This is a genomic window from Cobetia sp. D5 (genome assembly GCF_035666195.1).
GTDB lineage: Bacteria > Pseudomonadota > Gammaproteobacteria > Pseudomonadales > Halomonadaceae > Cobetia > Cobetia amphilecti.
Genome location: NZ_CP142020.1, coordinates 2,714,113 through 2,733,596, shown reverse-complemented (window position 1 = coordinate 2,733,596; position 19,484 = coordinate 2,714,113). Strand labels below are relative to the sequence as shown.

The following is a 19,484-nucleotide window of genomic DNA, read 5'->3' as shown; positions in this document are numbered from 1 at the left end:
AGCGTTAAGACTTAAACGGCAAGTTTCCTTATCATCGAGACCACGTTCTGGCAGTTGGGTCGTCTTTCCCGCCCCAGGACCCGCATAAGGTGAATGGATCTTGTTCCATGCCTTTACACCAGAGAGTCTCGAGTCAGCCTGTTCTCTGATTTCTCTCGGACACTGTCTGAAATAGGGAGAGGCGGCTGTCACCATGACGCGTTAAAGGACGCCCCACAACCGCCGTTAACCACTGTATCAGTCTTCGTGTCAGTGTCTGCCGTGATCGAGCATGATATGCGACTTTCAACAGCTTTTAACTCGCCGGATGACCATGACGCAATATCCTGAGCCTCCCCCAGTTGAGAAAGGTTCTCACTACACTGACGCCACCCGCCTGGCGTCACGACTCCTCATGTACGTTATCGTCGCCCTGTTTCTTATGTCGGGTGGCGGCCTGATTTACCTCAGTCTGGCGGTCGACGAAGACCAGCTGGCGCATAACAAGTCTGATGTTTCATTGGCGTTGAATAGCCGATTGGAACAGATTGCCATCGCCCTGGACGACTATGCCTTCTGGATTGATTCCTATGACTATACCTATGGTGAAGTCGATCATGAGTGGGCGTATGAACGAGATAATATTGGAGCTTCTCTATATCCCACCTATGGACTGAATGGCGTATTTATTGTGGGGCCAGCAGGCGCTACCCGTTACGCTCTCATCAACGGTGAATTGACGGATATCAAGGTAGAGGAGTGGATCCAGAGTGATCTGCCACGCCTACTGGAAAAAGCCAGAGAGGGATCACTGGAGGATGAGGTCGCGTCTGAATATACGGCAGTCAATGGCGTACCTGCTGTCGTATCGGCTGCCGTCATTCGGCCGGATAGTTCTTATGTACAGTTCGAGACGCTTTCCTATCTTTTGTATGTTGACATCCTGGATGCGACAAAACTGGCCGCACTGGCCGAAAGTTATGACCTGAAAGGCTTGCGTGCTGGCATTGGAGCAGGGGAAGACCTCGAGGAACCCTACGTGATTCTCGCCAGCGAGGGGGTTGGGGATATTGTGGTGCAATGGCAGAAAACCGCTTATGGCCAAAATATCCTCATCAAGGTGCTGCCTATCTGGGTACTGGTAGGGGGGCTGGTACTGTTCCTGTTGATATGGCTTCGCAAGCGTATCAATCATGCCAGCAAGGTTGTGGATGAAGTGCAGGGCGCCTTGAAAGTCAGCGAGCAGCGCTTCAAGAATCTGTCAGAAATTTCGTCCGACTGGATCTGGCAATCCGATACAGACCAGGTCTTGGTCTATCTGTCTGAGCGCTTCGAGCCGCTGACAGGGTTATCAACTTCGGAGTGGATCGGAAGGCCGTTGTCAGAGCTTTTGCATTACGACGCGTCGACCTTGGTGGCCATTGCCACTCGTGGGGCGGCGGCCGGGCGTCAGCCCATCGAGTGTGAGCTGCGGGATGGCGAGGGGCGCGTGAGATATTGTCAGATTTTTGCCTGTGAATTTCGTGTCGGGGGAGAGCTAAAGGGCTATCAGGGAACCGTGTGTGACATTACGCGTGAAATGGAAGCCAAGGCCAAGATTGAACATATCAGTCAACACGATCCATTGACAGGTCTCGCCAATCGTCACCGCCTTGACCGGTTCCTTGAAGAAAAACTGAGTACTGGAGTGAGCGGTCATCACCCGTTATTCGTGCTGGCCCTCGATCTTGATCGCTTCAAGCCGGTCAATGATACCTACGGCCACGCTATCGGAGATCATGTGCTCTGTGAAATCGCGAAAACGATACGCGATTGCACAGATGATCGGGACATGGTCGCAAGGCTCGGGGGAGATGAATTCATCGTTGTGGCGACACAGTGCAAGACATCCCATGATGCAGAGCAGCTGAGTCAGTGCCTGATTGACAAGATCAATCAACCGATCAAGGTCGAGAAGAACGTCATTCATGTTGGAACGAGCATTGGCATCGTTGCGGCGCCGTATCATGCATTGACGCACGATGCGCTTTTGCGAAGTGCGGATATCGCGCTCTATGAGGCAAAGTCGCAAGGCAGAAATCTGGCATGTGTCTATGACCCCTCAATGACTGAGCGCATCATGGAGCGGCGCCAGTTGGAAATGGATCTATGCCAAGCTGTCGCGCGCAAGGAACTTCAGCTTGAGTTTCAGCCTCGTGTCGATGCGGTAACCCAGGAGGTTATCGGTGCGGAAGCACTGGTGCGCTGGCACCATCCTATCCGGGGGGTATTGGGGCCTGCCTGCTTCATTCCTTTGGCGGAAGAAAACGGCATGATCTTCGAAATCAGTGACTGGGTCTTGCGCGAGGCGTGCCGGAATGTCATGAGCTGGAAGGACACGCTGTGGGTGTCAGTCAATCTGTCGCCCGTGGAGTTCCAGCGCCATGACCTGGTGCAGCGTATCCAGCGAGTGCTCGAGGAGACCGGCTTGTCTCCTGACCGGTTGGAGCTTGAGTTTACCGAAAGCATCATGCGGGAGGACTCTGAGGCAGTACTGACGACGATGAGCAACCTGAAAACCCTTGGGGTTCGGTTGTCGATGGATAACTTTGGAACGGATTACTCTTCCATGGGGTATCTGCAAAGCTATCCATTCGATGGCATCAAGATTGATCGTAGTTTTCTGATGTACCTCGATCATTCTGAGCGTCATGAGGCGGTCGTGGATGCCATTATTCGAATGGGTCACGCGCTATCACTCAATGTGACCGTCGAGGGGGTCGAGACGACTGAGCAGTTTGAGAAAGTCACCAGTTTGTCCTGTGATCAACTTCAAGGGTTTTACCTTGGTCCGCCAGTCTCTCCGAGTTCCTTCCGGGAGCTGCTGAGTGATGATATGTCTCGCCAACGCTGGGGGGGAGTGCAATAGAGAGACGTCATACAAGGAGGGGAGGCTTTTGCACTGGGAGCCTGTCAGGTCGGCACACAGACATTCTGTCAGGGATGTGGCCTCCCATTGGCTAGTGCCATCGACCTGCTGAGGCGCCATCGGTGAATTGCACCCGCGACCACGTGGGCACTCAAGGGGTGGGTAGTCCAGCTTGGCGGGGTCGCGATAGCATGCACTCAGGCATCCATTTCCCGTGAAGGAAACGACACAGGCACCCGCTTTCGGGTGCCTGTGTCGTTACAGGACGGTGGCGCTCCCCTGCGTCATGCGATTGTAGAGCTCACGACTCTCAGCCAGGGCCCGCCAAGGGTGTTGTCGTGGCGGGTTGCGAATCCTGGGGCGACTGAGAAGGCGCTTCATCCATCGGCTCCGTCATCATGTGTCCCCCCGGGATATTGGCCAGATCGAGGTTTTTATCGACCTGACTGAGGAATTGCAGATGCCGCTGGTATTCATTCAAGACGTCATGAATGACCTGCGTGCGTGTGAAGCCATTGAGATCCTGACCGATGCCCCCTTCGGCGAGATGCACATCCAGTCGTAGATAGTAGTCATCATCTGCCGGTAGGAAGCTCGGGGTACGCATGCGGCATGGACGCACCTGATACAGGAAACTGGGAGCGCCAGGGAAATCAACCTGCAGGGTCGGACACCCACCCTCCACCTCTTCACTGTCGCGGTTCGTGACCGATGCCTGATGGCCGTGTGCTTGCAACTCGCTGGCCAGCTGCTGCAATGCCGGACGCACAGAGTGCTTGAGTATGCTGGCAGCGCCATGACGTGTAGAGCCATCGAGGGTACGCGTCAGTCGTTCACGCCAATCGCTGTCTTCACCGCTGACAACGGAAACCATCTGACGGGCTTCGGATTTCTCGCTTTCAATGCTCAGCGCGCGGTACATGCTGATCATCACCATGAAGATGACGACAGAGAAGGGGAGAGCCGTGATCACGGCAACACTTTGCAGGGTCTTGAGGCCACCGGCCATCAAAAGCGCGATGGTGATGACTCCAATGAGGACGGACCACAGGATGCGTAGTCGAATGGGGGCATCGTGGTTCACGTCACGTAGCACATAGGTGAAGTTGGCGAGTACCAGTGCCCCGGAATCTGCTGATGTCACGAAGAACACGATGCTCAGCAGTGTCAGCAGGCTCGCAGTAAAGCCGACACCGGGCAATTGTTCGAGGAAGGTGTAGATGCTGGTTTGCGGTGTATTGAGCGCTTGCTCGCCCAGTTCCACGGCACCGGATTGCACCAGTTCAATGGCCGAGTTACCGAAGACGCTCATCATGATCATCACGAAAGACAACGGGATGAAGAGCGCGCCGGCCACAAACTGGCGAATGGTTCGACCGCGGGAGATACGTGCCAGGAAGAGGCCTACGAACGGGGCCCAGGAAATCCAGAAGCCCCAGAAGAAGACGGTCCAGCTATTGAACCAGGACTGTTTGTCGGGGGCATAGGCGTAGGTTTCGAAGCTCAAGCCCAGATAGGCGGTGGCATAGTCACCAACATTGGTCACCAGTGCATTGAGAAGATGTAGCGTGGGCCCCTGAAGTAGCACGAACAGCACCAGCCCACCGACCAGCAGCAGGTTCAGTTCTGACAGGCGGCGGATGCCTTTTTCGACACCCGATACCACAGACATCGTGCCCAGTACGATGACCATGATGATGATCAGAATCTGAGAGACCAGCCCCTCATCGACGCCGAACAGATAGTTCAGGCCGTAATTCATCTGCATCACGCCTATCCCGAGTGCCGTGGCGATCCCGAAGACGGTGGCGAGTACCCCCGTGATGTCCACCGCATTGCCAATGGGGCCGTAGATACGCTTGCCAAGCAGCGGGAAAAGGGTCGAGCGAATCGCAAGCGGCAATCGGTGACGATAGCTGAAATAGGCCAGCGCCATCCCCATCACCACAAAGACTCCCCAGCCGGAAATCCCCCAGTGCATGAAGGTCTGCACGATGGCCCTGCGTTGCATCTCTTCCGTCGTCCCTGAGCCACCCGGAGGTGTCAGAAAGTGCGACAGTGGCTCGGATACCACGAAAAAGAGGATCGCGCCGCCGATGCCCGCGGCGAACAGCATGGCCGCCCAGGATAGCGTCGAGAACTCGGGACGCGAGTGGTCAGGTCCGAGTCGTATGCGCCCGAAGCGTGACATGCCGATACCGACCACGAAGATGACATAGAGTGTGACGGCCAGCATGTAATACCAGCCGAAGGTATTGCCAATCCAGTCGAGGCAATATCCGAAGAAGGCGGTGGCCTGTTCTGTGAAGCCCATGGCGTACGCCACGAGCAGTACGATGGCGATCAGTGAATAGCGAAAGACCGCGTGGTTGAGGTGATTGCTGGAATCCGTTTGAGGCACATCATGCGTGGCAAGATGCGCTACATCCTTTGGTGTCATGCTCAATCTCAAGCTCCTGCGATAACGGGGAGAGGGGAGTTGATACGACGATGTCCTGGAAAACCGTGTCAGCCGGACAGGGCTTCAAGGGGGGGACAGGGTCGCCGCTCGCCATATTGATCTCATGGGTATCAGTGCACTTGCAGGCTGCAGGCATCGAGGTGGCATGCCTTGAAGCCTGTGGTGCCTCTTGTCTTATGGATGCTGCTCATCACTTGTGGTGCCTGACGGTCCTGCAGCCATATTGTTTTTCGTCATAGCGCCTTGCCTGCGAGTGGCGATTTTCGCGCGTGGTCTAGCCGTGAAATCGACGTAACGGTGATTCACATCCTGATAATCGAGTAGCCGGTGGTTGAATGAGTCGGATCAGCGAAGTGAATGCGCGAGAGCGCGCCGGGTTGGTGACAGCATCATGAGCCCCAGGCCTCGTGCCCCCTGAATGATTCGCTGCTCTTGACGCTGTGGCCCTGTCCTCAAGCGGGGAGGATAAGCGGCGGCTGACACCCTGCGCAGGGCCTCGATACTGCAGGCGCACAAGAGGGGAAGTCGCTACCCAGTAAAGGGGGAGATAGCTCGATAGCAGGCAATCGTCTGGTGTGGCGCAGGACATGAAAGGGCGGCTAGTCGAGTCATAAGCTCTTTGCATCATTTTTGGTTATGGAGCATGCCGTAACGGCGGTATCTGAGAGGGCTGGAGCATCATAAGATATTATGCAATTCGCGAGTCTCCATGAGCGGCATTAATCTGTAAACTGGCCCATTGTTAATCAGAGGGTATTACCTGAGCTTATGGCAAACATCGGTCGTCATGTGTCACCCAACCTGTTGCGTGTGTTCGAGGTGGCGGCACGTCATCGTGCTTTCACGCACGCTGCCCAGGAATTACGCTCGACCCAATCTGCCGTCAGTCAGCAGATCCGAGCGCTCGAAGATGCGTTGGGGGTGACGCTCTTCAAACGAGTGCATCGTGGAGTCAGCTTGACGGAAGCAGGTGAGCAGCTGTTCCAGAGCGTGCAGGAAGGGTTTGCTGTCATTGAGAGAAGTATCAACGACATTCAGCAGCTGACGACTCCCCCGTCTCTCAATATCTTGACCGATTTCGCCTTTGCCAGTGCATGGTTGATGCCTAACCTGCCCGAGTTCCGACGGCTCAATCCGGGTATTGCGGTTCACTGCATGACCAACCAGGGCGTTCTCGATCACTCGATGCAGGATATCGACGTGGCACTATTGTTCTGTGCGGAAGAGGACACACGACCTCGGTTGTTGCGTGAGCGAGTCTTTCCCATCTGTAGCCCTGATTTTCTGGCACGCCACGGGCCCATTGAGCATCCTGAACAGCTTTGCCAACTCCCGCTGCTGACCTTGTCGGCTGCCCAGGGACAGGCCTGGATGGATTGGTCGGCGTATTTCATGGCTCAGGGGGTCAAGCATGGCGTCGGGCAGCGAGAGTTGGTCATGAACAACTATCCCCTCCTGTTGCAAGCTGCCGCTGCGGGACAAGGCGTAGCGTTGGGATGGGAAGGGTTGTGCGATGAAGCGCTAGCGTCTGGGAGCCTGGTGGCGCTTCGTGAGTTTTGTCATGACACACACCATGGTTACACCTTGATCGAGGTTGATCCCTCCGAACATTCCCAGGCCAAGCAGGCCTTGGTTGACTGGATCACCGCCCATTTCGATGATCCCGAGGCTGTCACGGAGATAGCGTCAGATACGTCATGCTGAAATGAGGCGGCTGCACGAGGGCCGCTGAGGGAAGTGTTTGGCAAGGGGCGTCGCCTCGTTGCAGCATTATCGTCGGAGCGTTTTTGGCGATCGCCAAGTGGGTATCACCACCCCCGATAGCCTGTGGATCGGAGATGCCATGAAAGGGGGTGGAGCTTCCCCGACGCCTGCGCATTCTGATCTGAAAGCACCAGGCGTCGTGGTTTCGTACGACATGCCACTGCGTGGTTGGAAGGCCTCATTGGATTCAGTACATGCCTTGCCGTGGCGAGGGGAAGTCAACTGGGTGACATCAAGGGCCCCGGGTTATCCAGATAGCGTTCTCGAATATGCTGTGCCGACCAATAGGTAAGAGCTGCGACCGTCCCCGTAGGGTTGTGCTGCATATTCTGCGGGAAGGCACTGGCGCCCATGACGAAGAGGTTATGCGCATCCCAGTGCTGTAAATATCGATTGAGGACCGATGTCTTGGGGTCTGTTCCCATGATGGCGCCACCGGTTATGTGGGTTGATTGATAGCTCGAAGGATCAAAGTGATCGCCTCGCTGTTTGACGCTCTCGGTGTGATAGTCCGGCTGTAACTGGGCGACGATCTCACGCATTCGCTCCGCCATGAACTCCGTCATGCGTAGATCGTTTTCCTTCCAGTCATAAGTCATGCGCAGCAAGGGATCCCCATGAGGATCCTTGTAGGTGGGGTCCAGGTCGAGGTAGACATCCCGATAGGACATGTTCGTCCCGGTCGTGCCTATCATCATGTGATGGCCATAATGCTGGCGAACCTGCTTTTTCCATTCACTGCCCCACTGTGGTGTTCCCGGAGGAGTGCGTAGTGCACCGATAGCGCCTCCCGGGCCTTGGGTGGTGTAGATGTATGAGCCCCCGATGAAACCGTGTTGCTCGGTATCGAAGGTATCGGGGCTGAAGTCATCAATTACCTGTCCACTGCCACCAGCCGAGATGAAGGGGTTGAATTGATGATCCTTGAAGTAAAGATCCATGGAGCCCGTGATCTGGTAGGAGAAGTTGCGTCCCACCACCCCGGTGTTGCTTTCCGGGTCATAGGGTTCTCCAATCTCGGACAACAGCAACAAGCGGACATTGGATAAGGGAAATGAGGCAAGAATGACCATGCCCGCAGGCTGAAAGACCTCATTGCCATCAGCATCGCGATAGATGATCCCTTTGACCGTCTCATCTTCCTCGTGCTTCACGATCCGTGTGACTTCACAGCCCGTCCGATACGCGAAGTTCTCGCGTTGCTTGAGTGCATCAAGCGTGCAGGTCTGTGGGGATGCCTTGGAATAGTTGAGGCATCCGTAGTTGCTGCAAAAGCCGCAGAAGTTGCAGGGACCCAATTGCATGCCATAGGGGTTGGTCCAAGCGCCCGATACATTGGCAGAGGGGTAGGGATATGGATGCCAGCCCAGTGCCTGGGTCGCCTTGGTGAACAAGGTGTCCGTCAGGGTTCTCGGCAAAGGAGGGAGTGGGAATGGATTCTCGCGCGGACCTTCGAAGGGATTTCCTCCTTCGATCATTTCCCCCTGGATATTGCCAGCCTGACCGGATAAGCCTGCGACCTTTTCGAAGAAGTCATAGTGAGGTTCCAGCTCTTCATAGCTGACGCCATAGTCCTGGATGGTCATGTCCTCAGGCAAAAAGCCTGGAGAAAAGGTGCGATCGGCAAAGCTCTTCAGTGCCAGTTCGTTTGGTGTGGCGCGATACAGCACGCCTGTCCAGTGCGAACCTGCACCGCCCACCCCATCACCGGGATGGAAGGTTGTCCAATGACGTTGGGGGATGGCCTGTTCCTGGCGATTGCGTCGTATCGTGACGGTGCTCTGACGTGGGCGTTGCATCATCTTGAGGCGTACGCCGTACTTGAGTTCATCCGCAGGCTTGGGATACAGGAAGTCCTCTTTGCTCCGATCTGCTCCGCGCTCAAGCGCCAGCACGTTCAATCCAGCGCTCGTCATTTCCAGGCCCATGATCGAGCCGGTCCAGCCAAGACCGATGATGACGACATCAACGTCTGGTTGTGTGATGGACATGTCGTGATTCCTTTCAGTTCGACGGGGAAGTGGAGGCAGCGCCTTCGCGAGCGTGGCCCAGGGAGTCTGGGCGCCCTTGTTGCGCCGGCCTACCAGGCCCGTGTGCCTGTCTCACCTCAGCCACCTGCTCAGGAGTCACCTGGGAGGCGTCATTGCTCCAGCTCTGGCGGACGAAACTTGCCAGGCTGGCGGCTTCCTCGTTGCTCAAGCGCCAGTCAAAGCCTGGCATTTGCAAGCGTTCCGGGCGTTTTGGCGTCGACGGCAACTGTGCGCCATACAGGATGGTGCTGATCAGGGCTGTCGGGTTGTCAGCGTTGACCTGGGTGTTGCCGGAAAGCGGGGGGAAGACGCTATCTGCGCCTCTACCATTGGCGAAATGACAAGCATTGCAGTTATCCAGATACAGACGTGCCCCCTCGTCGAGGGAAGTCGCGCTCGTCAGTTGCCGTGTCGTGGCATCCGGTGCTGTGTGGGAAGGTGGCGTCGAGACGGGGGCGGGCGAGACGCGTTGCTTGTCCGTGGCACCCAGCGTCGTCAGGTAGGCAGCGATGGAAGACAAGTCCGCATCAGTGAGGTGGGACGTACTGTGCTGAATGACAGAGGTCATTTCGCCGCCAGTCGCGGCGTGGCGATTGCGTCCAGTGGCCAGATAATCGATGACATCGTCTTCCGACCAATCGCGTAATCCCGTCGAGTCGCCGCCACGCAGTGAAGGAACCTGCCACTCGTTCAGCTCAGTTCCAGCCAGGTAGTTGTCGCCGTCTTGGTCGTTGAGCGCTTTTTCCTGCATGAACAGGCCGCGAGGGGTATGACAACTGCCGCAATGCCCCGCGCCTTGTACTAGGTAGCGTCCACGCGCCAGCTGTTGCTGTCGATCACCAGAGAGATCACTGGAATGATTGGCGGAAGAGGTATTCGATACATCATCGACGAACAGCCAGTTCCAGAACCGAATCGCCCAGCGCTGATTGAATGGGAAGCTGAGAGAGGTCTCCGGTGCGGGCTCGGTGACAGGGTCCACCCCTTTCATGAAATAGGCATACAGTGCCTGGATATCGTCGTCACTCAGACTGGCATAAGACGGGTACGGCATTGCCGGGTACAGATAACTGCCATCCGCACGAACCCCTTGTCGCAGGGCGGCGGCGAAATCCTGCTCACGATACCCTCCGATCCCTGCCTTGGGGGCTGGTGTGATATTGGTTGCGTAGATGGTGCCGAAGGGGCTCTCGATGGGGCGCCCCCCTGCGTACTCTTTACTCGTACCCTCACGGGTGTGGCACGCCATGCAATCTGCTGCTCGGGCCAGGTAGGCGCCGCGCTGGATCAGTTGGGTATCGGCTGTAATATCCGTGCTGGTAGGCGACGGATTATTTGTGGGGCTGTCACCGAGAACGGCCATTGCCGCACCTGCGGCACTCACGGCAGCCGCCAAGAGCGCGAGGCGTACTGGCCAATTTCTGTAATGGGGCATCCGTTGCTCCTGTTACCCGTCGTCCGGAGGGGAATGGCTGACTTTTGAGCGGTGCTGGTCAGCCGCGCTTTCCGGCAAGGCTGACTGGGCCGAGCGGATAGGGCACATCATGCTGTGTGACCCACTCACGGAAGCTGGCGCGAGCGCCCGTGAAGCCAAGCATCTTCCAGCCCACCATGTCCCGGTTTCCCCCATACATGGGATCCGAGAGATACCCTTCGCGTGTGTTCTGCAAGAGAAAGGCAAAGAAGGTGGCGGAGGGGAGGTCGGGTATCCCGGCGGCTTTAAAATCAGCTCGTCCATTTTCCAGGTCGGCTAACAGCACCTCCTGCTGCTCTGATGAAAGGTCAGTGAATTCCTGTCCCGTTTTTTGCTTGGCATGGTGACGAGCGCCCTGAATCCCCAAGCGATAGAGTGCTGCAGGTGTGTGGGGGAGCTGATACCCAAAGACGGGATCGGCGTTCGGGTGAAAGGGGCCTTGCATGTACCAGTCGCTCGCTTGCCCGTAGTCTCCACTCAGCTCCTTGTCGATGAAGACTGGGACGTTGGCCGTCAAGGCCCCGGCACCATGTTCATCTTCAGGTATCAGGCGATCGGTGGCGGCGAGAATGAATTCCCATTCTTCCGCGTTGAAAAACGCGGGGGCGTACTGATGAAGAGGTGGGGTCGCCGCATCCGACGTCTGGCTGAATAGCAGGCTTGGGGCCAAGGTGACGGCAGGAATGACGGTCAGTGAGTCCCGCATGAACTCACGGCGTTTCTGGCCTTCGGGATCAAGCGACATATTGCCTCCTTACGCGCGGTGCATCGGTGACTCGCTTAACTTCTCAGCGAGTGCTCAACGCGATATCTGGCTGACTCCTTCGGGAGCGGGGCACACCATATGACGACTCATGCCGCCTCTCTTCGACGTCACTCCTGTCATAGGATGGTGATGCCGAGAGAATGCAGAGGGAGTGTCAGAATGCTGTGCTGCAATATTAGAATAACAGCATGATTGGTTGCATTTGAGAGGAGAGGGTAAAGAGTTGGTGTGACGCAGCGTTGCGTTTACCAGTCTGCTAGGTGTGAGAGGCTTGTCGGTAGGTAATGGCGTGTGGAGAGATTCAATACTTCTAGACTCCAACGTGATGGGTAAGGTTGCCCCCTCAACGAAAGGTTACCTGACCCAGGAAGTGTCGTGCATTCTTCTGTCGCTTAACGTAGAACGTTTCTCGCCTAGGGTTAGGTCAAGGTCATCTGATGCGACTAGTCAGTGTCTTTGGAAGCTGGTGAAGCTGATTTCTACGCAGGATCACCCTATTAGTGGAGGCCGCGAGAAGTCATGCTGAAGGAAGACGTTATCTTCAGAGTCGGCAAGCTCAAGGAGTACAGCGCTGGTAGTAATATCGTCGATAACGATAAGTTCTGGCGTTGAAATATTGTAGCTTTCTTGATATTGGCTGCGACAAAGCAAGACGCTGCACGGAGGCTTGGGAGTGAACTGGAAGCATCTAAGCCAAAGGCTTGAAAATAAGCCATGGTGGGGCGACTTGATGTTCTAGGTTGTTAGGTCCCAGGCTGTGCAAAGGCACGGCTCAGTCAGCCCTGATGATATTATTTTTTTTGGCGTAGTCATCAATGAAGCGATTGGGCCTCTGGTGTTGTATCTGTCTGCTCGCAGAGTGGTTGATTGTGATACGTCTTACGGGCCGGTGGGTCTGGTAGGGTAAGCGCTAGGCCATGCTTGAAGTCATGGGGTGGCGGTCAGAGAAGGGATGCTCCTCACCAACCAGTGAAGCCCTTAGACCGGTTGCCAATCCTGTGAAAAGCTTGGCGCTCTTGAATGCTTCAGGGTATTTGCCAGCGGAAAGCTGCTAGGAACGCCTCAACCGAGTGGCTATGCACGAGTCCCAAAGTGAGAGTCTTCAACGACTGTCAAAAATATGCGTGTTGCTGAGTTTCGTGAAATGAGCCGGTCGGACAGCTGAAATGAAACGCTACCCGTTATCATGGCTTACCCAGCGTATTGATATTTGTGCGAATGACAAGATCGGCCTTCATTGCCTTGGCAATTTCACGTCCGTAGGAGACTGCCGCCTTCTGTGTGGTGAATAACTGAGTGTGATGATTGCGTTCATCGCTCTTGACGAGCCATGCCCCTGATTTGGCTATTACGAAGACAGTACGAAACATAGTTAACTCTCATGTAAAATGGCGATCTTACATTAATGTATTATAAATTAATACTAAAGTTTTACATTCCCCTTCTGTGAATATTGGATGCTGGTAATGGTTCTATTAGCGCAAGTTATTTCTTCCTGTGTGGCGCATAATCGGAGATAATTTGAGAGGCTTGATTTTTGCCTAGTGAAAATCCTGGATTCATAGACTTGGATTCATAGAATAACCGCAGCACTTTGGACCGCACGGTAGAGGCAGGAGGGCCAGCGCCGGTACCCTTCTCGGCTCACCGACCAAAGTGAAGCAGAGTATGGAATACCGACAGCTGACCCAGCCCCAACGATACCAGATCCACGCCCACTATGATTTGGGCATGAGCCAGCGCCAGATCGGCAGGGAGCTGAATCTCCACAGCAGCACGATCAGCCGTGAGATTCGCCGCAACGCCACCGCTGATGACTATGATCCCGAGCAGACTCAGACACTCAGTGATCATCGTCACCGCACTGCTACCAAGTGGATAAAGCGCCTTCCAAGCATGATGGCCGCCGTTGCCGGTCAGCTAAATGAGGAGTGGAGCCCACAGCAAATCAGTGGCTTCATGGCGTCCTTGGCCAGCGTTAGTGTCAGTCATCAATGGATTTACACCATGTTAGTAATGCAGAGTTACCCAAGATGGTTGAGAAGCTGAATGGCCGTCCTCTAAAGCGGGTCGGCTACTGACTATCGACTACCGGCGTAGGTGTTTCTGGGGAATGCTCAGGAGGCCTGGATATCCTACAGATATGTCTTGATCGAGGTAAATCCGATGAGCATTCTTTGACCAGACAGGCACTTATGGACTGGATCAAGGTGAATTTACAGCGTCGGTTGCGGATATCTCATGAGAGATGACGTGGCCCGTGTCGGTATTGATGATTGCTCCAAAGCAGCATGGCCCTCTCGTTAAGCCTACAAGCATTTTTGAAACCCGATCATTCGGCCTCGGCGACGGCGATGATGGGGGTGTAGATTACTATGCCCCAAGCCTTAAACTCTACGCCACGCAGCGCGATAGACGGGGGCTCGGGGTCCCCCGACAGCAGCGCCGCTGGCCATGCCATTGGCCCAACATGCTGTCGGCCTTGGCTCGACAGACGTCGCTGGCGCTGGGGTGAGGGATCAGGTGTTCGGTGGGGCCCAAGACGTGATCAAGTGCCGCATCCGCGTGGATGGAAACCCGTCCCGAACCTCCCCAGCCATCAACGGCAGGGTATAGCGAGAATCGCTAGGCGACTGCCCCAGCATTTCGACTCTGCAAGGGGTAGCGTCATCATGTTGGAAGGGCAACGTCTCCCTCTCGAGTGCTGTGCAGGCAGACAGTGTCAGAGGGGCGAAGGAGCGAGGCAATAGCGCTCCTGACAGAAAGAAAGGGCAACACACGGCTTTCCCGGTCCAAGGGAAGCGCTGACACGGAGGAGCGGGCACTACAGGCGACGATCTGGAGTGAAATCGACCTCTTCGGCACCCTGGGCCAGCGCCAGAAAAGCGGGGTGCTCTGGATTAACGAGGTAGTTCGTTTCTCGGGGCGCGACCACACTCGGAACCGCCAGAACTAGGCTCGACTGTCCCTCAAGCCAGTCGTCCCCGATCTCGGCTGTGGAGGGTGGCGCCGGTTCAGCTCGCCAATCTGCTGGCAGAACGTCCTCCGGGAGCTGCATTAGCACCTCCTCCCGGAATGTCACCTCCAGGAGCGCATACTCCTTCAGTAGCTGATTGTCTTCCAGGTGAACCATCACCTCGAGCATGGCCAATGACTCTGTGCTCGCGAGGTACACACAGGCCTTGCCTTTGCTGTTCCAGCGCCCGCCGTACAGCCGAGCCCCTTCCCCATCAAAGGCTGTCTTTAGCCACTTCCGCTTAACGAGCCGATAACCGCGCACCACAGTCATGCAAAGACGCCATGCTCAAGCCGGCCGATCAGATCTAGAACGGCTTCGGCGCCAGCAGTGGTAGCCACCATCTCGACCGGTCGACGGCCCCCCAGCCCACGCACGGGGCTGAGCAACCATTCTTTCGCCTTCGCCTTGTCGCCTTCGAACAGGTCCACCGCGCTCTTGTACACCTCAGCGAAACGGTAAAGCCGATCGCCCTCGGCAGGTTTGAAGTAGCCAGTATCGGCACGACGCTTCAGGGTTGCCGGAGGAATGACCACATACCGTGCCAACTCCTTGCTCTCAAGCCCGGAGATCTCAGTGAGCTTGGTATAGACTTTGTACGAGATGCCGGCACTCAGCGCTTCATGCAGCTTGGCTCCACGCGAGGGAAGACCCAGAGCCCTCCAGAAGTCGTCCTTCCGAGCGGCTGGTTTTGGGCGATACTCTTTGATAGTGGCTTGCATAGCTCTCTCCCGTGACTTCACCTGATACCTCTTCAGGGTATCAGATGATTCATTTGCCAGTATCTCGTACCGTTTGTCGGCTTCCTGAGGTAGTACCGGCCGTAGGCCAAACCTGAACCGGCATCAGACAGAAGAACACAAACGCCGCCACCGGCCTCGCCAACGCCCGCGTGATATCGGCAAGAGTGCCCGAGCGGATATCACTCTCGTTGTTGGTCATCACTCTGTCGTTGCTTCCTGAAGTGTGACGCTATGAGTCAGAGCCTAGCGGGTTTACGAAAAAGGAGTTGGGCGAGGTTCGGGTGTCCATGGCATGCGCGCCCCTGGAATGCCCGCGCGCTGGATGATTTCGGGCACGAAGGCTTCCTGACGATGCGCCATGATATGTACGCCGCTCACACCTTCTATCTCACGTAACTGCTGGATCATCTCGATGCAGAGGTCTCGGCCTTCCGCCTTCTGATCCCTGGCCCCTTTCAAGCGCTTGAGTACGTCATCCGGGATATGCACGCCAGGAACATGGCGGCGCATCCACTCGGCGGTGCGTGCCGAGGCCAGCGGGCCGACGCCGGGCAGGATGAAGCATTTCTCCAGCAGGCCCAGATCACGGGCACGATGCATGAAGTCCTGAAAGCGCGGCAGGTCGAAACAGTACTGTGTCTGGATGAATTGGGCGCCGGCGGCAATTTTCTTGGCCAGGCGGTGAGGGCGAAACGCGAAGGGCGGGGCGAAGGGATTGGCGGCTGCGCCCAGAAATACCTGGGGCGCTGAGGTCAGTGCTCGGCCGCTTGCGAAGGCGTGCTTGTCACGCAGCCCGGCGACGATTTCCAGCAGCGACAGGGAGTCGAGATCGAACACCGGCTTGGCCTCGGGGTGATCCCCGACCTGCACGCCATCCCCGGTCAGACACAGCAGGTTGCGGATGCCCAGCGCCGCAGCCCCCAGTACATCGCCCTGGATGGCGATGCGGTTTCTGTCACGACACGAGATCTGCATCACCGTCTCATGGCCTTCGCGGGCCAGCAGGGCACACATCGCCACGCTCGACATATGGCAGTTGGCACCCGAGCCATCGGTGGCGTTCATGGCATCCACATGGCCGGCAAACAACTGCGCGCGCGCATGCACTTCCTGTGGATCGGCCGAGTCGGGCGGTGCCAGCTCGGCGGTGACGGCAAACTGACCGCTGCGAAGCACTCTCTCCAGGTGACCGACGTTGCTATCGCGCTCGGTAGGTGGCGGTTGGGTGTTGTCCGGGATAGTGAGTCTGGAGGTCATTTCAGGCTCTCTCGGCGTTCAGCGGCTTGCCGAGCCACGCGCAGCCAAGATGAGGTGCCCTGCAGGCGATGGTCCACCGGCAACTGCACGATCTGGATCGCGTCGTTGTCCTTCATCCGCTGGCTGCCTTCCCAGGCTTCCACCCAGACACAGCGCGTGTCCGGTTCGACTTCACAGTTGCCATTCTGCATGACACCGCCGCAGGGGCCGTTGCGCAGGTGCTTGGGGCAGTTCATTGAGCAGGACATGCCGGTCGAACTCAAAATGCACTGGCCACACATCTGACAGTCAAATAGCAAGCCCTTGCAGGCTTGCTCCAGCCTGGCGACGGGCTTCTCGGCGCGTGCGTAACCGACGGACTTCCACAACGGCTGCAGTTTGATGATCACCGGCTCGACGGCCTGATAGGTGAGCTCCAGCAGTCGTGCGTGACGTGCGGCCCACAGACGAATCGAATACACGCATGCCTCCTGTCAAAACCTGGCGGGGGGGTAACGCCCTGGGCGTTTCGGAGCGCTATCTTCGCATGGCCGCTACCCGAGCCGACATCCCGTGGGCGACAGCGTCACTATCGAAAGGCGCGGGCCAAGGATCCGGCGACGGGGCATGAAGGGCTCATTGCTCGGCGGCGAGGCTTTCAATGATGAAGCTCTCCATGGCCTGCGCCGCCGGCGACAAGCTGGCTCCCTTGCGGCGAATCAGGCCCACTTCGCGACTGACCCGCGGTTCAGCGAGCTCAATGAACCGCAGGCGCTCATATTCCTGCGGAAACGCCAGGCGGGGCAGCGTCGTGACCCCCATCCCGGCGACCAGCGTGGCGGTCAACGAAATCATGTTGGAGATATACAAGGCATGCATCTCGAGCAGTGACTCGGCCGCCGTGCCCTGTAACAGCCGCGAGGTGCCATTGCCGATCAGAGATTCTGTCTCCAGTGCTTGCCATGTCAGAGTCTGGCGCTCGGCCAGGGGGTGATCGTCACGGCAGACCACACCGACTTCGTCATGAAACAACGGATGAAAGAGCAATTCTTCCTCCAACCCCCACAGGCTGGTGATGCCGATGTCGACCTGACCGCTGATGACCTGCTCGCGAACGAAATCGGCGTTGCCATCGTGGAGACCGACCTTGATACCCGGATAGCGGCTGACGAACTCGGAGAGCAGTTTCGGCATCAGTCGGCTGGCCACTGACGGCACCACTGCCATGTCCAGTTGGCCTGCTTCCTTGGCGGCGCGCGCCTGTAGCTCCCGGCTCAGACGATCATGCTGATTGATCAGCTCTCGAAAGCGTGGCACGCAGTAGCTGCCATAGGGCGTCAGGGTCGCCTTGGCACCCTTTTCGAACAGTGCCTCCCCCAGGCGGTTTTCCAGCTCGCGGATGGCCATCGACAGGGCAGGCTGGGTGCGATGCAGATAACGAGAGGCAGCGTGAAAACCGCCGTGATCTACCACTGCCAGTACATAACGCAGTGGCGTGATCTTCAGCTCTGCGACCATCGCGTCGATCCTCTTCAAGGTGGTAAGAGAAACTTATCATAGAGTATTTATTATTGATTATCTTTATCCCACTGGTCCTCCTAGTCTGTTGTCACCGCGTTCAAGGAGGTTCACATGTCACACCACACCACTACCGCCACTCACGCCGCTGTTCACGATCTCTACATCGATGGTCAGTGGGTCGCAGGTCAGGGCAGCATCGCCAATCTCAATCCGTCCGATACCCGTGATGTCATCGGCCAATATGCGCAGGCCAGTGTCGATCAGGTTGCCGATGCCATCCAGGCGGCCAAGCGTGGCCAGGCACAATGGGCCCAGTCGGGTCTCGAGCAACGTTATTCCGTGTTGATGGCCATCGGCGATGAGCTGATCGCCCGCAAGGCGGAGCTGGGTGAGCTGCTGGCGCGTGAAGAGGGCAAGACCCTGGCGGAGGGAGTGGGTGAGGTACATCGCTCCGGGCAGTTCTTCCATTACTACGGCGCTGAAGTGCTGCGTCAGATTGATGAACGCGCAGACTCGGTACGTCCTGGCGTTGAGGTCGAGGTCCGTCGGGAGCCTGTCGGTGTCGTCGGTGTGATTAGCCCCTGGAATTTCCCGATGGCGACAGCGGTCTGGAAGATTGCCCCTGCGCTGGCCTTCGGCAACTCGGTCGTCTTCAAGCCGGCCAATCTGGTCCCTGCAAGCGCATGGGCGCTGACCGAAATCATTCATCGCCAGTCACTCCCGGCAGGCACTTTCAATCTGGTGATGGGCCCGGGCAGCAGCATCGGGGATGAACTGATCTCCAGCCCCGACATTCATGCCCTGTCCTTCACCGGCTCTCTGGAAGTGGGTCGCCGAGTGGCGGCGGCCACTGCCGCCAATCTGGTCAAGTGCCAGCTGGAGATGGGCTCCAAGAACGCCCTGATCATCGCCGATGATGCCGACATGGAGCTGGCCGTCGAGGCAGCCTTCAATGGTGCCTACTCAGGCACTGGCCAGAAATGCACGGCATCTTCGCGGTTGATCGTGATGGAATCGGTCCATGACGAGTTCGTGGAAAAGCTGACTCAGCGCCTGTCTCAGGTATGTGTCGGCCACGCGTTGGAAGAGGGCGTGCACATGGGGCCTGCTGTCGATGCCAGACAGCTCGAGTCAAATCTGTCCTGGGTGCAGCGCGCACAGCAAGAGGGGGCAACGTTGGTCTGCGGCGGCGAGCGTGTGGAGTGCGCTACCGACGGCTACTTCATGAGTCCGGCGCTGCTGGTAAATACCAGCAACGACATGGCCATCAATCGCGAGGAGATCTTCGGTCCCATCGCCTGTGTCATCAAGGTGAGCGACGCAGAAGAGGCCATCAATGTACTCAATGACACGCACTTCGGGCTCACGGCGGGCATCATCACCAATTCCCTGAAACTGGCCAGCAGCTTTAAGGCGCGTGCCGAGACTGGCTGCGTGATGGTCAATCTGCCGACTGCGGGGACGGATTACCACGTGCCCTTTGGCGGACGTAAGGCTTCAAGCTTCGGGCCTCGTGAGCAGGGGCGATACGCGCGCGAGTTCTACACCATCGTGAAGACCTGCTACATCAAGGCGTGAGGAGGCCC

General features: G+C 57.0%; 13 protein-coding genes and 1 pseudogene. 4 read left to right on the top strand and 10 right to left on the bottom strand.

Translation table 11 applies throughout. From position 1 onward, the window contains the following. Nucleotides 1–394: 394 nt before the first annotated feature. Nucleotides 395–2,887: a bifunctional diguanylate cyclase/phosphodiesterase gene (locus U0O11_RS11325; protein ID WP_324690093.1), complete on the top strand. Its 2,493-nt coding sequence runs from the start codon at nucleotides 395–397 to the stop codon at nucleotides 2,885–2,887. A gap of 310 nt (nucleotides 2,888–3,197) precedes the next feature. Here the strand turns inward: U0O11_RS11325 and betT are convergent, their stop codons facing one another. Next, entirely contained in the window at nucleotides 3,198–5,327 is a 2,130-nt protein-coding gene (gene betT / locus U0O11_RS11320; RefSeq protein WP_324692524.1) for a choline BCCT transporter BetT, read from the bottom strand. A gap of 789 nt (nucleotides 5,328–6,116) precedes the next feature. Between betT and U0O11_RS11315 the strand changes: the two genes are divergently transcribed. Further along, nucleotides 6,117–7,052 (top strand): LysR substrate-binding domain-containing protein, encoded by a 936-nt coding sequence (locus U0O11_RS11315; RefSeq protein WP_324690091.1) that lies wholly within the window; start codon nucleotides 6,117–6,119, stop codon nucleotides 7,050–7,052. Between the two features lie 278 nt (nucleotides 7,053–7,330). Here the strand turns inward: U0O11_RS11315 and U0O11_RS11310 are convergent, their stop codons facing one another. The 4 genes from U0O11_RS11310 to U0O11_RS11295 all read right to left on the bottom strand — a co-directional run bounded on the left by U0O11_RS11310 (nucleotide 7,331) and on the right by U0O11_RS11295 (nucleotide 12,752). Then, nucleotides 7,331–9,103, bottom strand: a complete 1,773-nt coding sequence (locus tag U0O11_RS11310; RefSeq protein WP_324690089.1) for a GMC family oxidoreductase — start codon at nucleotides 9,101–9,103, stop codon at nucleotides 7,331–7,333. A 13-nt stretch (nucleotides 9,104–9,116) separates the two neighbouring features. Continuing rightward, nucleotides 9,117–10,505 (bottom strand): cytochrome c, encoded by a 1,389-nt coding sequence (locus U0O11_RS11305; protein ID WP_324690087.1) that lies wholly within the window; start codon nucleotides 10,503–10,505, stop codon nucleotides 9,117–9,119. A gap of 130 nt (nucleotides 10,506–10,635) precedes the next feature. Next, the gene (locus U0O11_RS11300) at nucleotides 10,636–11,361 is read right to left on the bottom strand and encodes a gluconate 2-dehydrogenase subunit 3 family protein (RefSeq protein WP_324690085.1); all 726 of its coding nucleotides are present in this window, start codon (nucleotides 11,359–11,361) and stop codon (nucleotides 10,636–10,638) included. A 1,205-nt stretch (nucleotides 11,362–12,566) separates the two neighbouring features. Further along, nucleotides 12,567–12,752, bottom strand: a complete 186-nt coding sequence (locus U0O11_RS11295) for a DUF2188 domain-containing protein (RefSeq protein ID WP_284727567.1) — start codon at nucleotides 12,750–12,752, stop codon at nucleotides 12,567–12,569. 298 nt (nucleotides 12,753–13,050) lie between these two features. Here U0O11_RS11295 and U0O11_RS11290 point away from each other — a divergent pair. Then, nucleotides 13,051–13,395 (top strand): annotated as a pseudogene (locus tag U0O11_RS11290) (transposase); the annotation flags it as partial. A gap of 811 nt (nucleotides 13,396–14,206) precedes the next feature. Here U0O11_RS11290 and U0O11_RS11285 read toward each other — a convergent pair. The 5 genes from U0O11_RS11285 to U0O11_RS11265 form a co-directional block, all read right to left on the bottom strand. Beyond that, the gene (locus tag U0O11_RS11285) at nucleotides 14,207–14,671 is read right to left on the bottom strand and encodes an RES family NAD+ phosphorylase (protein ID WP_082388599.1); all 465 of its coding nucleotides are present in this window, start codon (nucleotides 14,669–14,671) and stop codon (nucleotides 14,207–14,209) included. Then, nucleotides 14,668–15,120, bottom strand: coding sequence for a type II RES/Xre toxin-antitoxin system antitoxin (parS, locus tag U0O11_RS11280; RefSeq protein WP_324690079.1), 453 nt, complete (start codon nucleotides 15,118–15,120; stop codon nucleotides 14,668–14,670). Before parS ends, U0O11_RS11285 begins: the two co-directional genes overlap by 4 nt. Nucleotides 15,121–15,393: 273 nt before the next feature. Beyond that, nucleotides 15,394–16,398, bottom strand: a complete 1,005-nt coding sequence (locus U0O11_RS11275; RefSeq protein WP_324690078.1) for a methylenetetrahydrofolate reductase — start codon at nucleotides 16,396–16,398, stop codon at nucleotides 15,394–15,396. Beyond that, entirely contained in the window at nucleotides 16,395–16,859 is a 465-nt protein-coding gene (locus U0O11_RS11270) for a methylenetetrahydrofolate reductase C-terminal domain-containing protein (protein WP_077373944.1), read from the bottom strand. The genes U0O11_RS11275 and U0O11_RS11270 overlap by 4 nt, the downstream gene beginning before the upstream one ends. A 154-nt stretch (nucleotides 16,860–17,013) precedes the next feature. Continuing rightward, the gene (locus U0O11_RS11265) at nucleotides 17,014–17,895 is read right to left on the bottom strand and encodes a LysR family transcriptional regulator (RefSeq protein ID WP_213115084.1); all 882 of its coding nucleotides are present in this window, start codon (nucleotides 17,893–17,895) and stop codon (nucleotides 17,014–17,016) included. Nucleotides 17,896–18,009: 114 nt separating this feature from the next. Here U0O11_RS11265 and U0O11_RS11260 point away from each other — a divergent pair, with 114 nt between their 5' ends. Beyond that, the gene (locus tag U0O11_RS11260) at nucleotides 18,010–19,476 is read left to right on the top strand and encodes an aldehyde dehydrogenase family protein (RefSeq protein WP_324690073.1); all 1,467 of its coding nucleotides are present in this window, start codon (nucleotides 18,010–18,012) and stop codon (nucleotides 19,474–19,476) included. Nucleotides 19,477–19,484: the final 8 nt, after the last annotated feature.

Bases quoted from the DNA above. Each gene is read 5' to 3' on its own strand.
- U0O11_RS11300 (WP_324690085.1), bottom strand. From the start codon at position 11,361: ATGTCGCTTGATCCCGAAGGCCAGAAACGCCGTGAGTTCATGCGGGAC.
- U0O11_RS11295 (WP_284727567.1), bottom strand. From the start codon at position 12,752: ATGTTTCGTACTGTCTTCGTAATAGCCAAATCAGGGGCATGGCTCGTC.
- U0O11_RS11275 (WP_324690078.1), bottom strand. From the start codon at position 16,398: ATGACCTCCAGACTCACTATCCCGGACAACACCCAACCGCCACCTACC.
- U0O11_RS11325 (WP_324690093.1), top strand. From the start codon at position 395: ATGTACGTTATCGTCGCCCTGTTTCTTATGTCGGGTGGCGGCCTGATT.
- parS (WP_324690079.1), bottom strand. From the start codon at position 15,120: ATGCAAGCCACTATCAAAGAGTATCGCCCAAAACCAGCCGCTCGGAAG.
- betT (WP_324692524.1), bottom strand. From the start codon at position 5,327: ATGACACCAAAGGATGTAGCGCATCTTGCCACGCATGATGTGCCTCAA.
- U0O11_RS11310 (WP_324690089.1), bottom strand. From the start codon at position 9,103: ATGTCCATCACACAACCAGACGTTGATGTCGTCATCATCGGTCTTGGC.
- U0O11_RS11315 (WP_324690091.1), top strand. From the start codon at position 6,117: ATGGCAAACATCGGTCGTCATGTGTCACCCAACCTGTTGCGTGTGTTC.
- U0O11_RS11265 (WP_213115084.1), bottom strand. From the start codon at position 17,895: ATGGTCGCAGAGCTGAAGATCACGCCACTGCGTTATGTACTGGCAGTG.
- U0O11_RS11305 (WP_324690087.1), bottom strand. From the start codon at position 10,505: ATGGCCGTTCTCGGTGACAGCCCCACAAATAATCCGTCGCCTACCAGC.
- U0O11_RS11260 (WP_324690073.1), top strand. From the start codon at position 18,010: ATGTCACACCACACCACTACCGCCACTCACGCCGCTGTTCACGATCTC.
- U0O11_RS11285 (WP_082388599.1), bottom strand. From the start codon at position 14,671: ATGACTGTGGTGCGCGGTTATCGGCTCGTTAAGCGGAAGTGGCTAAAG.